This window comes from Roseospira marina, assembly GCF_014197855.1.
Lineage (GTDB): Bacteria > Pseudomonadota > Alphaproteobacteria > Rhodospirillales > Rhodospirillaceae > Rhodospira > Rhodospira marina.
Genome location: NZ_JACIGJ010000011.1, coordinates 62,426 through 76,511, shown reverse-complemented (window position 1 = coordinate 76,511; position 14,086 = coordinate 62,426). Strand labels below are relative to the sequence as shown.

Annotated in this window: 10 protein-coding genes and 2 tRNA genes; 5 read left to right on the top strand and 7 right to left on the bottom strand. The window is 66.9% G+C overall.

Annotated features, from left to right (window positions below; genetic code table 11):
* Positions 1-3 precede the first annotated feature (3 nt).
* The 4 genes from GGD82_RS14320 to GGD82_RS14305 form a co-directional block, all read right to left on the bottom strand.
* Positions 4-879, bottom strand: a complete 876-nt coding sequence (locus tag GGD82_RS14320; protein WP_150062902.1) for an ABC transporter permease — start codon at positions 877-879, stop codon at positions 4-6.
* A complete protein-coding gene (locus tag GGD82_RS14315; protein WP_150062903.1) occupies positions 872-1,840 on the bottom strand; it encodes an ABC transporter permease in 969 nt (322 codons plus the stop codon). Before GGD82_RS14315 ends, GGD82_RS14320 begins: the two co-directional genes overlap by 8 nt.
* 64 nt (positions 1,841-1,904) lie before the next feature.
* Complete coding sequence (locus GGD82_RS14310; protein WP_150062904.1) at positions 1,905-3,431, bottom strand: ABC transporter substrate-binding protein; 1,527 nt, start codon at positions 3,429-3,431, stop codon at positions 1,905-1,907.
* A gap of 88 nt (positions 3,432-3,519) precedes the next feature.
* Positions 3,520-4,587 (bottom strand): P1 family peptidase, encoded by a 1,068-nt coding sequence (locus tag GGD82_RS14305; RefSeq protein ID WP_150062905.1) that lies wholly within the window; start codon positions 4,585-4,587, stop codon positions 3,520-3,522.
* 374 nt (positions 4,588-4,961) lie between these two features.
* Here GGD82_RS14305 and GGD82_RS14300 point away from each other — a divergent pair, with 374 nt between their 5' ends.
* Both GGD82_RS14300 and GGD82_RS14295 read left to right on the top strand, forming a co-directional pair.
* Positions 4,962-5,165 (top strand): hypothetical protein, encoded by a 204-nt coding sequence (locus GGD82_RS14300; protein WP_184013290.1) that lies wholly within the window; start codon positions 4,962-4,964, stop codon positions 5,163-5,165.
* 547 nt (positions 5,166-5,712) lie between these two features.
* Complete coding sequence (locus tag GGD82_RS14295) at positions 5,713-6,189, top strand: helix-turn-helix domain-containing protein (RefSeq protein WP_150062906.1); 477 nt, start codon at positions 5,713-5,715, stop codon at positions 6,187-6,189.
* 508 nt (positions 6,190-6,697) lie between these two features.
* On the opposite strand, the gene GGD82_RS14290 is transcribed toward GGD82_RS14295, so the two are convergent.
* From GGD82_RS14290 to GGD82_RS14280, 3 genes are all read right to left on the bottom strand, one after another.
* Positions 6,698-8,854 carry a methyl-accepting chemotaxis protein gene (locus GGD82_RS14290; protein WP_150062907.1) on the bottom strand — a complete coding sequence of 719 codons (2,157 nt, stop codon included), beginning with the start codon at positions 8,852-8,854 and terminating at the stop codon, positions 6,698-6,700.
* A gap of 690 nt (positions 8,855-9,544) precedes the next feature.
* Positions 9,545-9,619, bottom strand: a tRNA-Thr gene (locus GGD82_RS14285).
* Positions 9,620-9,832: 213 nt separating this feature from the next.
* Positions 9,833-9,909: transfer RNA gene (locus GGD82_RS14280), tRNA-Asp, on the bottom strand.
* Positions 9,910-10,413: 504 nt separating this feature from the next.
* Between GGD82_RS14280 and GGD82_RS14275 the strand changes: the two genes are divergently transcribed.
* From GGD82_RS14275 to GGD82_RS14265, 3 genes are all read left to right on the top strand, one after another.
* The gene (locus GGD82_RS14275) at positions 10,414-11,436 is read left to right on the top strand and encodes an amino acid ABC transporter substrate-binding protein (protein ID WP_150062908.1); all 1,023 of its coding nucleotides are present in this window, start codon (positions 10,414-10,416) and stop codon (positions 11,434-11,436) included.
* A gap of 292 nt (positions 11,437-11,728) precedes the next feature.
* Positions 11,729-12,751 (top strand): amino acid ABC transporter substrate-binding protein, encoded by a 1,023-nt coding sequence (locus GGD82_RS14270; RefSeq protein WP_150062909.1) that lies wholly within the window; start codon positions 11,729-11,731, stop codon positions 12,749-12,751.
* Positions 12,752-12,905: 154 nt separating this feature from the next.
* A complete protein-coding gene (locus GGD82_RS14265; protein WP_150062910.1) occupies positions 12,906-14,084 on the top strand; it encodes an amino acid ABC transporter permease in 1,179 nt (392 codons plus the stop codon).
* The last annotated feature ends 2 nt before the right edge of the window (positions 14,085-14,086 follow it).

Sequence of the window (14,086 nt, the reverse complement as noted above, 5' to 3'; positions counted from 1 at the left end):
CGGTCAGATCCGGTCGACGTGGGAATTCGGGCGCGGGGCGCCACGCGCGTGCAGGCGCGGATCCAGGCGGTCGCGCAGCCCGTCGCCGAGCAGGTTGAGCCCGAGGACCGTGACCACGATGGCCATCCCCGGCAGGATCGCCAGCCGGGCGTCGAGGAACAGGAACGTCTGGGCCTCGTTCAGCATGCGGCCCCAACTCACCTCCGGGGGCTGGCTGCCGAGGCCGAGGTAGCTCAGGCCCGCCTCGGCCAGAATGGCCATGGCGAACTGGATCGTCGCCTGCACGATCAGGCTTCCCGCGATGTTGGGCAGGATGTGGTCCACGGAAATACGGGCGCGCCCGCGCCCCGCCAGCCGTGCGGCCTGGATGAACGGTCGTTTCCAGATCGCCAGCGCCGCCCCCCGGGTGACGCGCGCGAACACGGGGATAGTGAAGACGCCGATGGCGAGAATGGCGTTGATGGCGCCGGGACCCAGCAGGGCGGTCAGCAGCACGGCGGTCAGCAGGGCCGGGAAGGCGAACGCGAGGTCGTTGAAACGCATCACCGCCTCGTCCAGCCAACCCCGGCGGGCGGCGGCCAGCAGCCCCAGGGGCACGCCGAGTCCGGCGCCCAGTCCGACCGCGACCAGCGAGACGGCGATGGAGACGCGCGCGCCGGCCATGAGCTGGGACAGCGTGTCGCGGCCGAAGTGGTCGGTGCCGAGCGGGTGGGTGGCGCTGGGATCCGCCAGCCGGTGGGCGATGTCCATGGCCGTGGGGTCGTGCGGCGTCCAGACCAGAGAGAGGAGCGCGGTGCCCAGGACGACGGCGCTGATGCCGCCGCCGACCCAGCCGGCCGGGCTGAGGCGGGACCGATTCAGGTGGGGCGACCTAATCATCGGGTCGGGCTCCGTCCGCGCCATGGCGCAGGCGTGGGTCCAACGCCGCATAGGACAGGTCCACCAGGGCGTTGACCACCCCGACCGTGCCGGCCAGCAGCACGACGAGGTCGCGCACCACCACCAGATCGCGCTGGCTGATGGCCTGGAAGATCAGGCGGCCGACCCCCGGCAGGTTGAACACGTTCTCGATGATGATGGTGCCCGCCAGAAGAAAGGAGAACTGAAGCCCCAGAATGGTCACGACCGGGATCATGGCGTTGCGCAAGCCGTGATGCCACAGGGCGGCGGCGCGGCTCAGGCCCTTGGCGCGGGCGGTGCGCATGTAGTCCTCGCCCAGCACCTCCAGCACGGCGGAGCGGGTCACGCGGGTGAGAATCGCCGCCTGCGGCAGGGCCAGCGCGACCGCCGGCAGGATGAGGGCCGCCAGCCCCGGGCCGACGCCCGCCTCCCACCCCGGAAAGCCGCCCGCCGGCAGCCAGTGCAGGGTGACAGCGAACAGCAGCACCAGCAGGATCCCCAGCCAGAAGTTCGGCACGGCCACCCCAAGCTGACCCAGGGCCAGGATGGCGGTGTCCGTGGCGCGCCCGCGCCGGGCGGCGGCCAGCACCCCCAGCGGCAGCGCCAGCGCCACCGCCAAACTCAACGACAGGGCGGCGAGCGGCAGGCTGACCGCGAGACGCGGTGCCAGCAACTCATCCACGGGCACGCCGTAGGTCAGGCTGTTCTGAAAGTGCCCCTGGAGCAGGCCGCCGATCCAGGTCAGGTAGCGCCAGACCGCCGGCTGATCCAGGCCCATGGTGGCGCGCAGGGCGGCCAGGGTGTCCTCGCGCGCGTTGACGCCCAGGATCAGCAGCGCGGGGTCGCCCGGCAGCACCTCCAGCACCACGAACACGAGGATCGAGGCCGCCAGCAAGGTCAGGGCCAGGGCGACCGCGCGTTGGGCGAGGATCCAGGCCATATATAAGGTGCCCTCTGGGTGTCAGCCGTGGCGTGCGCCGGATGGGCGGGGGTGCCCGGCCCCCTTACTCGGACCAGGACACGCCGGTCAGGTCGTTGGCCTGCACCGGGCTGTTGTGCCACAGGCCATGCAGCCGGGCGTCCCATACCCCTTGTTTCGGCAACTGGAACAGGAAGCCGTTCACGGCGTCCTCCGCCAGCCGGGTCTGGGCCTGCCGGTACAACTCGGCGCGTTTCACGGGGTCCGTGGTTTCGTCCAGCGTGGCTATCAGGCCGTTGAAGGTCGGGTTTTTGTAGCCGAAGTAATAGCCGTCGCGGGCGTAGACATCGATGTCCAGCGGTTCGGTGTGGGCCACGATGGTCATGTCGAAGTCATGGCCCCGGAACACCTGCTCCAGCCACTGCGCCCATTCGACCGGAATGATCTCGGTCTGGATGCCCACGGCGGCGAGCTGGGCCGCGATGATCTCCCCACTGCGCCGCGCGTAGGAGGGCGGCGGCAGATGCAGCCGCAGCGACAGGGCGCCCGGCGTGATGCCGGCCTCCGCCAGCAGAGCTTTCGCCGCCTCGGGATCGTACGGAGACAGTCCGGTCAGGTCGACATAAGCGGGATGATGCGGGGCGAAGTGGCTGCCGATGGGCGTGCCGTGGCCGAACATGGCGCCGTCGATCAGGGCCTGCCGGTCGATGGCGTGGCCGATGGCCCGGCGCACGCGCACATCGTCCAGCGGCGGATTTCGATGGTTGAGCGCCAGGATGGTCTCGCCCTCGGTCGTGCCGATCACGACGGAGAAGCGCGGGTCCGTCTCCAGCGCGATCAGCCCTTCCGGCGCCGGGAAGTTGGCGAAAGCGTCGACGTCCCCGGCCATGATGCCGGCCAGGGCGGCCGCCGGATCGGCGATGAAGCGGAAGGTGGCCCGCGTCAGCGCCGGGGCCTCGCCCCAATAGTCGGGATAGGCCTCCAACTCGACCCGGTCGCCCTGTACCCAGCGGGTGAGCCGGAACGGGCCGGTGCCGACCGGGGCGGTCTTGTTGGTGTCGGCGCTCTCCGGGGCCACCATCACCGCGTCGCCCCAGCCCAGATTGAACAGGAACCGCCCCTGCGGCCGGCTCAGATGGACCACCAGGGTGTAGGGATCGGGGGCCGCCACGGTGTCGATGGCCTCGAACAAGCCCTTCTGCGCGTTGACGCTGGCGTCGGCGCGGGCGCGGTCCAGGGTGAACACGGCATCCTCAGCGGTGAAGGCGGAGCCGTCGTGGAAGGTCACGCCCTCCCGCAGGCGGAAGGTATAGGTGAGGCCGTCGTCGCTGACGTTCCAGCGTTCGGCCAAGCCGGGCCGCACCGCGCCGTCCGGGCCGATGCGGGTCAGGCCCTCGAACACATTGGCGTAGACCACCTCGTCGATGGCGCCGGCCGCGCCGGCGGTGGGGTCCAGGTGCGGCGGCTCCAGCACCATGCCCATGACCAGGGAGTCCGGGGGCGCGGCCCGCGCCGTCAGCGGCCACGACGAAATGGCGGCGGCCAGCACAGCGGCCAGCACTGGGAACGCGGCGACGGCACGGGCCGGGCCACGGGCGAACGACAGCGGCATGAACGTGTCCCCTTTGTTGGACCGGGCTCTTCTTTGGTCCGGGGTCGGCCCGGGTCTGGATGGGCGGGACTTTAGGGAGGGGCCGGCCCTACCGCAACCGAAAGCGGTCGCGATAACTGGTTCCGTCCCCCACCGAGTCGGCTTCGTACACGCCGCGCGCGATGGCCCGCGCCGCGCAGTCGGCGGCGGCCATGCCGCAGCGGGCGAGGGCCACCAGCGGTTCGGGCCCCAATGGAACACGGCCGGTGGCCAGGGCGAACACCGTATCGCCGTCCAAAGGGGAATGGACCGGCCGCAGCGCCCGGGCGAGGCCGTCCTGCGCCATGATGGCGACGCGTCCGGCCTGCGCCTTGGTCAGGGCGAGGTCGGTGGCGACCACCACCAGCGTCGTGTTGGCGCGGGCGGGAGCGGCGAAGGCAAAGTCGGTGGGGCCCGGCGTGGGATCGTCCGGAGCCGGGCGGGCGCGCGGCCCCAACTCGTCGCCGACCGCCCAGGGCCATGCCCAGAAGGCTGGCGTATCGCCGAGGGTCGCCTGGCCCAGGCTGTTGACGGCGGCGAGGGCGCCGACGGTGAAGGGCGGCCCGGCGGCGGTTGGGTTGACGGGCAGGACGAGGGAGGCGCTGCCCAGCCCCCCTTTCAGGTCGCCGGCCGTGGCGCCGTACGCCGCCCCGACGGTGCCGAGCGCGAACGCGCCATCCGCGTTCCGGGCGGTCTCGACAGCCTGACGGCCGAGGGCGGCGTAAGGCGGCGCCGGACCCCAGGCCTTGTCGCCCCCATTCAGCAGGTCGAACAGGATGGCGGAGGGCACAATGGGAACGAGGGCCTCGCCCACCGCGAAGCCGACACCCCGCCCCGCCAGCCACGTGGTGACGGCGCCGGCCGCCTCCAGCCCGAACGCCGAGCCCCCCGATAGGACCAAGGCGTGCACGGCCTCGACCGTGTTGACCGGGTCGAGCAGATCGGTCTCCCGTGTGCCCGGCCCGCCGCCCCGCTGGTCCACGGCGGCGGTGGCGGGCGCGTCGGGCAGGATCACCGTCACGCCGGTGCGGACGTGGGCGTCGTGGGCATGTCCGACCCGCAGCCCCGGCACGTCGGTCAGCCGGTTGAGTGGGCCGGGACGCGGCGCCGGACGAGAGGCAGGGGCGGGCGAAACCATGCGGCGACTCCGATCATGGGGGCGCGGACCGTGAGTCCGTCGGCGCGGCATTCTGGCACAGTCCGGCCAGACGGCCACACCGGACGCGGACGCCTTCCAAGGCCAGGGAACAAAGGCCAGGGAACATATGCGGTGTTTTTTGGCCGGGGAATGCGCCAAGGGTCCCATAACTCCGTTCGTCGCTAGGCTGCGGGATGTGGCGAAACAAACCATTTGGGATGGCAGCCCGGATAGGTGTACAGTACCCGAAGCGCGTCACTCTGCTATGGCGCGCAAGTGTGGGGGCGAGGAGGGGTTTTGTCACCCGGCGGGCACGATCGATGGTGTGGTATGCCAAAAGGCAGCATTCCATACCCGGGGAGGAGGACATGTCCGTGCGGAATGACGATCGAATTGACATGCGGAATGCATCGGGCCGGCTCGTGAACGGCGACCCGCGCTCCCGAACCTACGAAGCCGCGGTGTGCCAAGCGGCGGATGTGCTTCGAACCAGTGCGTCGGCGGACGGTGTTCGCGGCGCCGAGAAGCACCGCCTGAACCGCATCGCCGCTTTCCTGGATTCTTTGTCGAAACAATAGCATGGCACTGGTCGCGCCCATTAATGGGCGCGGCGTGCGCCGAACGGACCCTCATCCGGATGGTGGACATTCGGGTCAGGACGTGGTCCTGACGGGTCCGGTCGGCGATACGCCTTTCGCGAAAGGCGGCGCCCGCATCATTGGCATGCCGTGTGCAAACCTTAGTGTCGAGGCTGGGGCCCGCGCGCCATATGGCGGCGATCGTCTCTGGTCCGTGGGCAACCACGACGAACGGCATGCGCGCGTGCGTATGGCCGATGGCTGGTCGCGTCACGACGCCGAAGGGTGTATGGAGGCCCCGTGGACAACGGATCCGAACAACAGGAGAAGTTCGAAGCGTAAATACCAGGAAAACATGAAACCACAGGGTTGCATCTTGGGCGATCCCAGATCACCCCCAAATCGTGCGAGACGGCACTTGCCTTAATCTCCACGAAGTTAACTCTTGCGACTGACTGTCGCATTAGGCTTTAAATGGTGCTTGGTATCGAACCCGCGATCGGCGCGGGCTACGGCCAAACACATGTAAATAGAGGACACTCGAATCATGATCCTATCCGAAGAGGTTCGCGATGGTCGTCGGCGCCGTGCCGCTTCGATCGACGGTCCCGACCCGATCGACATACACGTCGGGCAGCGGATGCGACTGCGTCGCACTATGCTTGGTAAAAGTCAGGACCAGATGGCCCGCGCATTGGGCGTGAGCTTCCAGCAGGTCCAGAAGTATGAACGTGGGACGAACCGGATCAGTGCCAGCCGTCTGTTTGACGTCTCGCGCTTTCTGAACGTGCCTGTGGGCTACTTCTTTGAAGATTTGACACGGGATGCCGTCCAGGCTCGCGACGAGGAAGTGAAGGTTCACTTCGCGGTCGTCGACGAAGCCGACCTGGGCGACGAGGACGATCCGATGAAGCGGACGGAATCGCTTGAGCTGGTCCAGACCTACTGGCGCCTGCCGACCGAAGTCGTGCGTGCCCGGGTGCTGGAAATGCTCAAGAGCCTCGTCCGTAGCTCGCCTGAGTAAGTGTGCCCTGCGCGATGCAATGGGTACGTATATTTCCTGCCGTCCTCGGGCGTGCCGGCGCTGATCGGTAAGCCCTGACACTCCCGTCCGTGAAATGACCGCCGGGGACCTCGGTGGGGCGTGGTCGTTTCACGGCCGGCGGATGTGTGTCGTGATCCTACGTGTGTCGTGACCGGAACTGTGCGGATGGGATGCCCGCTGCGGGGTATGCTCGTGCCTCGCGCGCAACGCGATCCGCGATCGGTGCGACACCCTGTGTGCCAGTCACCTGTGTGCCAGTCACCTGTGTCCCTGCCTCGTGGGGGCGTTCGCCTCAGGGCGGGCGTTCGGGGCCATGTTGCCCGAAAACGACGGCATTCGATGCGGGCCTTCAAAGCCTTTATGCCGACGACGCATGCCGCCTGTTCGGTCGTCGTCAGGTCTTGCCGTCGATCGGAAACCTCGAAAAACCGCCGTCGACCGGGCGCGGGACGCGAGCCCCGGATGGGAGCGTGCGGACTGGTCGGGCTCAGGCCGCGCGTACGTCGGCCAGGAACCGTTCCACCATGTCCCTTAGGTGCGCCGCTTGTCGATTGAGATCGGCAACGGCCGTCAGGACGTTCTCGGCCGCAGCCCCCGATTCATGGGCGGACTCGGTCACACCGGTGATGGTTGCCGACACCTCGCTGGTGCCCTGGCTGGCCTGTTGGACGTTGCGGGCGATTTCCTCGGTGGCCGCATTCTGCTGCTCCATGGCGGCGGCGATGGCCGTGGTGGCATCATTGATGCGTTGGATGATGTCGGAGACGCCCTGAATCGCCGTGACGGCGGTTGTTGTTTCCGCCTGTACCGAGCCGATCTGCTGGCCGATCTCCTCGGTGGCCTTGGCCGTCTGAGTGGCTAGGGCCTTGACCTCGTTGGCCACCACCGCAAACCCTTTCCCGGCGTCGCCGGCACGTGCCGCCTCGATGGTCGCGTTCAAGGCGAGCAGGTTGGTCTGATCGGCGATGTCACTGATCAGATTCACGACCTCGCCGATACGCTCGGACGTGGCCGCGAGTCCGGCCACCATGCGATTGGTGCGTTCGACCTCCTCCGTGGCTTGGCCGGTGATATCGCTGGACTGCTGGACCTGCCGGCCGATTTCGCGGATCGACGACGACAGCTCTTCGGCGGCCGCCGCGACGGTTTGCACGTTGGTGGACGCTTCTTCCGAGGCGGCGGCCACGGTCACGGCCTGATTGCGGGTTTCCTCGGCGATCGAGGCCATGCTTTCGGCCGTGGCCTGAAGCTCCGTGGTCGCGGCCGACACGGCCGCCAGGACGTCGCTCACGCCCTTGTCGAAGGCCCCGTTCAAGGCCGCGATCCGCTCGGCTCGGGCTTCGCGCTGACGGACCTGCTCCGCCTGCTCGGCGGCGAGTTCTTCCGCCCGCACCAGTCCGTCATGGAAGACGTGCAGCGACCGGGCCATGTCGCCCACCTCATCGCGGCGGGTCGTCGCCGGGATGGTCACGTTGAGGTCGCCGCCGGCCATATGGGCCATCGTGTCGGTAATGGCCGAGATGGGGCGCGTGATGGTGCGCGCGAACAGCGCGCCCAGGATCGCCATCCCCGCGATCACCGCGAGCCCCGCGAGGCCGATGAACCAGCGCATCCGGTAAACCGGCGCGAGCACCTCGGCCCGATCGACCTCGGCCAGCAGCGCCATGGTCACACCTTGGAAAGTGATGGGGCTGTACGCTTGCACCACCGCCTGACCGCGATAGTCCTTCCCCTGGGCGACCCCGGCTTTGCCGGCCAGGGCGGCGCGGGCGGCGGGTGTATCGACGCGGCGCGAGAGGATGGTGCCATCGGTCGAAAACCGAGAGTCGCTGCGCATCCGCAAATCCGGCCCAACCAGGTAGGTCTCGCCGGTTTCGCCCATGCCGGCCTGCAACTGCATGATGGCATTGACTTCGCCGATGGGCATCTGAAAGGCGAGCACCCCGAGGAAGGCACCGTCCTCTGCGAACACGGCATGACCTATGAAGCTGGCCGGGGCATCGTTTGAGGGGGCGTAGGGTGCGAAGTCCGTGAACACGGTCCCCGCCCCTTCGGGGTTGGCGGCGATGCGCTGGTAGACCTGCCCGAGACCGCTTTCGGCCCAGGGACCGGTTCGCAGGTTGGTGGCGAAGTCGGTTTCCTTGAACACCGTATAAAACACGGTCCCGTCGGCGCCGATCAAGAAGACGTCATAGTATCCGCGGTCCTGTTGCAGGGTGAGGAACCAGTCGTGATATTTCGCGTGTGCCTGATCGTACGGCGAATCTCCGGCGGACTCGAGCCGGTACTTTTTACCTAGTGGGTTGGGGTTCTGGTCGATGTAGGCCTGTTGCAGGATTGCCCTGGCGTCGCTGTCGGGCGAGGTCGTGCCGAGGGCGCTGTATGTGCGCGCGAAGTCGTGCAAGGCTTCCAGCGCGGTCCGACTTTTGGCGGTAATGCGCAAGTCGTCCTGGATGCTCTCCAGATAGGCGGAGAGCGTGGCGGCGCGGCTTTCCCGCAACGCCACCAGCTTGGCCTCGGCTTCGGTGTTCAGGTCGCGCGCCGCGCGCCAGTAGGCAAGGCTTCCCGTCACCACGACCGCCGTCAAAGCGATGAGACAGATCAAGACAGGAAGCAAGACGGCGATCTTCGAAGCCTTCAGCATAACATTTCTCCACGTCGACCACCGCCTATAGGGCGTCGCCCTAATACATCATGTGGCTGCGCAACCTAAAAATGTGCCCATCGGTAGGACGGGGGTGTCGGCTCGGAAGCCGCGCCCACGGTCGCATGCGTCTACGGTCACATACGCATTGCAGGCTGAATTTTCAGTATACGGTCGGATGCTTGAACGGAGGTTTCTGCTCTTTAATGGAGAAGCATAGCCACTTAAGGTTATCATAAGAGGTGTTTGTCTGCGTGCCCGGATGCCAGCCTGCGGTGTGGCCCGCTCACCGCAGGCTGGCAAGGCCGACCGGCCGCCGCGCTGCGTGGCGTGAAAAACGCCGTCGCGTCTCGCGGCACGAAAAAAACAAGGCGGCGAAGGGTCGGACACATCGCCGTCTGGTATGAGAGGCGTTCAATCCGCATCCGGGCGGGGTCTTCGTGTGCAGGCACGGCCGTCCGGTCGTACCGAGCGATAGATAAGCGCCTCGGTTCGTCCGTTCAGGATTGGCTCTCGGCGCATCCAAGGCGCCAGGGGTTAAGACGCTAGTGGGTGGGGTAAGGCGTCCTGAACGGCACGCGAACACCACCCCCCAATCACGGGCCGCGTTCGCCATGCGTTCGCGTTTTCGGTCGGTCTTTAGAAGACCCCGAAACCACACATAAAGCATTGATATTCTAAGGAGAAAAATGGTGCCGCCGGGGTGAATTGAACACCCGACCCCACCCTTACCAAGGGTGTGCTCTACCCCTGAGCTACGGCGGCACATGCGCTTGTATATCCGGCGGCGAGACCTGCGGACCCGGGCCAGCGGCGCGGGGCGAGTTCTAGCCGGAGGTTCCGGGCCATGCAAGCTCTTTTTCCAGGCCGTCGCGGGCCGATCGCAACCGGTCCATCCGACCTGAACCCCGGCGCTTGGCGCCGGGTCCGGGTCAAAAAAACGAACGGCCCCGCAGGGCCGTGCCGTCCTTCGAAAAGTGGCGCGAGTGACCGGACTTGAACCGGCGACCTCTGGCGTGACAGGCCAGCGCTCTAACCAACTGAGCTACACCCGCATCGGGTCCGCTGTGCAGCGGAGGCCGGGTATGTATCAGCCTGCCGGGGGGTGTGCAAGGGCTTTTTTCGCTCGTTTTTTGTTGCGAATGCGGATTTTGGGGTTAGGGGCCCAGTCCGGCCGCTTCGGGCACTTGCTCAATTCGGTGTCATGTTGCCCCCAAATACAGCAATCCCCGTGGGGCGACGCAACGACACGGCGTACCGGCAAGCGTCGGCAAAGATTGCTTTTCGGACCGCCTCGGGGCCGCTAAGGTGCCTATCCAGTGCATGGCACGTCTGTTGCTGATGAGGGGCTTAGTGGCGCGGGGCGGGTCATTGACGTCGTGCTCCGGCCTCTCCGCACGCCGCCGGTCGTTTCGAGGGGTCCCCCTCCGGAGCGGCCGACCGGGCGCCCCCTGCACGCCGTCTCGGTGGCGCGAAGGGCGGCCCGGACCGATCCGAGTCTCCATTCAGTCTGGTGACCCCGTCCGTTTCACATCGACAACACAGACGAAGAGGCCCTCATGATGCGTTTTGCTGCCGCCCTTGTGGCTGGCGCCGCCACCGTCGCTCTGTCCACCAGCGCCGCGTTTGCGGCCGAAACCTTGGACGCCGTGAAGGAACGCGGCGAAGTGGTCTGCGGTGTCTCGACCGGTCTGCCCGGCTTCTCCAACCCCGATGAGTCCGGGCAGTGGTCCGGCATCGATGTCGACGTGTGCCGGGCGGTGGGCGCCGCCGTGCTGGGCGACGCCGACAAGGTGAAGTTCGTGCCATTGACGGCCAAGGAGCGGTTCACCGCTCTGCAATCCGGCGAGATCGATATCCTTTCGCGCAACACCACCTGGACGCTGACCCGCGATTCCTCGCTCGGCCTGAACTTCGCGGGCGTGAACTACTACGACGGCCAGGGCTTCCTGGTGAAGAAGGACCTGGGCGTGTCCAGCGCGACCGAGCTGGACGGCGCGTCGGTGTGCATCCAGGCCGGCACGACCACCGAGCTGAACCTGGCGGACTACTTCCGCTTCAAGGGCATGGAATATAGCCCGGTCGTGTTCGACACCTCCGACCAGACCGTGCAGGGCTTCTCGGCAGGTCGCTGCGACGTTCTGACATCCGACCAGTCGCAGCTCTACGCTCTGCGGACCAAGCTGGACGATCCCGACAGCGCGATGGTGCTGCCCGAGGTCATCTCCAAGGAGCCCCTGGGGCCGGTCGTGCGCCAGGGGGACGATCAGTGGTTCAACATCGTGAAGTGGACCCTGTTCGCGCAGCTCAACGCCGAGGAACTGGGCGTGACCATGGACAACGTCGAGGACATGAAGAGCTCCGACAACCCGTCCATCAAGCGTCTGATCGGCACCGACGGGGACATGGGCGAAAAGCTGGGCTTGGCCGCCGACTGGGCGGCCAATGTCGTGGCGCAGGTCGGCAACTACGGCGAGATGTTCGAGCGCAACGTCGGCATGGACACCCCGCTTCAGATCGCGCGCGGGCTGAACGCGCTGTGGACCGCCGGCGGCATCCAATACGCCCCGCCGATCCGCTGATTTTCGCCCGCTGACCCTTACCCGGCCCTGGGCCGTGGCGGGGGCGGTTCGGGACGGTTCGTGAGACCGCTCCGGCGCCGCTCCCGCCCTCGGGGGCCGGTTCGCAAGGCTGCCGGCCCTGCGAGGGCTGGTTCCAAAGCCGGCCTTCCGAAGGTTGGTTCCAAAGTCGGCCTTCCGAAGGCTGGTTCCAAAGCCGGCCTTCCGAAGGTTGGTTCCAAAGTCGGCCTTCCGAAGGCTGGTTCCAAAGCCGGCCTTCCGAAGGCTGGTTCCAAAGACTGTGTTGAGGTTTCTCATGACGCGTTTTGCTGCCGCCCTTGTGGTCGGCGCCGCCACCGTCGCCCTGTCCGCCGGCGCGGCGATCGCCGGGCCGACCCTGGACGCCGTGAAGGATCGCGGCGAGGTCGCCTGCGGTGTCTCCACGGGCCTGTCCGGGTTCTCGATCCCGGACAGCACCGGCACCTGGAGTGGGCTGGATGTCGACTTTTGCCGCGCCGTCGCCGCCGCCGTGCTGGGCGATGCCGACAAGGTGAAGTTCGTCCCATTGACGGCCAAAGAGCGCTTCACCGCCCTGCAATCGGGCGAGATCGACGTGCTGTCGCGCGTCACCACCTGGACACTTACCCGCGACGTGTCCCTGGGCCTGAACTTCACCGGTGTGACGTTCTATGACGGTCAGGGCTTCATGATCCGCAAGGATCTGGGGGTGACCAGCGCGACCGAGCTGGATGGCGCGTCCGTCTGCGTGGCGGCCGGCACCACGACGGAGCTGAACCTGGCGGACTACTTCCGGCTCAAGGGCATGGAGTACAACCCGGTCGTGTTCTCCGCCATCAGCGAAACCGCGCAGGGCTTCGATTCCGGTCGTTGCGACGTGCTGACCTCCGACCAGTCGCAGCTCTACTCGCTGCGCACCAAGCTGGACGATCCGGAGAGCGCGATGGTGCTGCCCGAGGTCATCTCCAAGGAACCCCTGGGCCCGGCCGTGCGCCAGGGCGATGACCAGTGGTTCAACATCGTCAAGTGGACGCTGTTCGCGCAGCTCAATGCCGAGGAGCTGGGCGTGACCATGGACAACGTCGAAGACATGAAGAACGCCGACAACCCGTCCATCAAGCGTCTGGTCGGCACCGACGGCGACATGGGCGAGAAGCTGGGTCTGTCCGCGGACTGGGCGGCCAACGTCGTGGCGCAGGTCGGCAACTACGGCGAGATGTTCGAGCGCAACGTCGGCATGGACACGCCGCTGGAGATCGCGCGCGGGCTGAACGCGCTGTGGACCGCCGGCGGCATCCAGTACGCCCCGCCGATCCGCTAAACCCGGCCACCGACCGGGCCGCCCTCTTCATGGGGCCGGCCCGGATTCGGGCGCCACCCCGGCGCTCGCCCTGTCTCGTGCGCCCCTTCCTGCCGTCTCTCCTCTCCCCGTCATCGTTTCCCTCCCCTGTTTCCCTCGTCAGGAGGTGTCGTCCATGGCCGAACCGGCCGCGCCCCGAACTCCCGCACCCTGGAACAACCCACGCATCCGCGCGCTGGTGTTTCAGGGGCTCGCCTTGGTGCTGGTGCTGTGGTTCTTCTGGACCATCTTTCAGAACACACTCACCAATATGGAAAGCCGGGGGATCACGACCGGATTCGGGTTCCTGGACAACACGGCCGGGTTCGGGATTCTGTTCTCGCTGATCCCCTATGACGAGGCCGACACCTACGGCCGCACCTTCATCGTCGGCATTCTGAACACCCTGCTGGTCTCGGGCCTGGGGATCGTCTTCGCCACCGTGATCGGGTTCGTGCTGGGCGTGGCGCGACTGTCGAACAACTGGCTGATCGCCAAAATCGCGTTGGTCTATATCGAGATCACGCGCAACATCCCGCCGCTGCTGATGATCTTCTTCTGGTACTTCGCGGTGCTGCGCACGCTGCCCAGCCCGCGCGGTAGCCTGGAATTTCCCGGCGCGATGTTCCTGAACAACCGGGGTCTGTACATCCCCTGGCCGCATCCCGAGCCGGGGTTCTGGGTTGTTGGGGTGACGCTCATCGCGGTGCTCGTGGGCGCGGCGCTGCTGCTGCGCTGGTCCAAGAAACGCCAGGACGAGACCGGGGTCCGCTTCCCGGCGTGGCCGGTGTCTGTGCTGCTGGTGATCGGGCTGCCGACCCTCGTATTCCTGCTGATGGGGTCGCCGGTCACCTTGGACCGGCCGGAGCTGAAGGGCTTCAACTTCCGGGGCGGTGTGCAGTTGATCCCTGAGCTGATCTCGCTGTGGCTGGCGCTGACCATCTATACGGCCGCGTTCATCGGTGAGATCGTCCGCTCCGGTATCGAGTCGGTCAGCCACGGCCAGACGGAAGCGTCCCAGGCCCTGGGGCTGAGCCGGGGCAAAACGCTGCGACTGATCATCATTCCGCAGGCGATGCGGGTCATCATCCCGCCGCTGACCAGTGAGTACCTGAACCTCACCAAGAACTCCTCGCTGGCGACGGCCATCGGCTATCCCGATCTGGTGGCGGTGTTCATGGGGACGACCCTGAACCAGACGGGGCAGGCCGTGGAGATCGTCGCGATGACCATGGCGGTCTATCTGTCCATCAGCCTGATCATCTCGCTGCTCATGAATCTGTACAACCGGGCCGTGGCCCTGAAGGAGCGGTAGGC

Excerpts from the sequence above, each read along its gene's own strand:
- GGD82_RS14320 (WP_150062902.1), bottom strand. The coding sequence starts at position 879 with ATGATTAGGTCGCCCCACCTGAATCGGTCCCGCCTCAGCCCGGCCGGC.
- GGD82_RS14315 (WP_150062903.1), bottom strand. The coding sequence starts at position 1,840 with ATGGCCTGGATCCTCGCCCAACGCGCGGTCGCCCTGGCCCTGACCTTG.
- GGD82_RS14310 (WP_150062904.1), bottom strand. The coding sequence starts at position 3,431 with ATGCCGCTGTCGTTCGCCCGTGGCCCGGCCCGTGCCGTCGCCGCGTTC.
- GGD82_RS14305 (WP_150062905.1), bottom strand. The coding sequence starts at position 4,587 with ATGGTTTCGCCCGCCCCTGCCTCTCGTCCGGCGCCGCGTCCCGGCCCA.
- GGD82_RS14295 (WP_150062906.1), top strand. The coding sequence starts at position 5,713 with ATGATCCTATCCGAAGAGGTTCGCGATGGTCGTCGGCGCCGTGCCGCT.
- GGD82_RS14290 (WP_150062907.1), bottom strand. The coding sequence starts at position 8,854 with ATGCTGAAGGCTTCGAAGATCGCCGTCTTGCTTCCTGTCTTGATCTGT.
- GGD82_RS14275 (WP_150062908.1), top strand. The coding sequence starts at position 10,414 with ATGATGCGTTTTGCTGCCGCCCTTGTGGCTGGCGCCGCCACCGTCGCT.
- GGD82_RS14270 (WP_150062909.1), top strand. The coding sequence starts at position 11,729 with ATGACGCGTTTTGCTGCCGCCCTTGTGGTCGGCGCCGCCACCGTCGCC.
- GGD82_RS14265 (WP_150062910.1), top strand. The coding sequence starts at position 12,906 with ATGGCCGAACCGGCCGCGCCCCGAACTCCCGCACCCTGGAACAACCCA.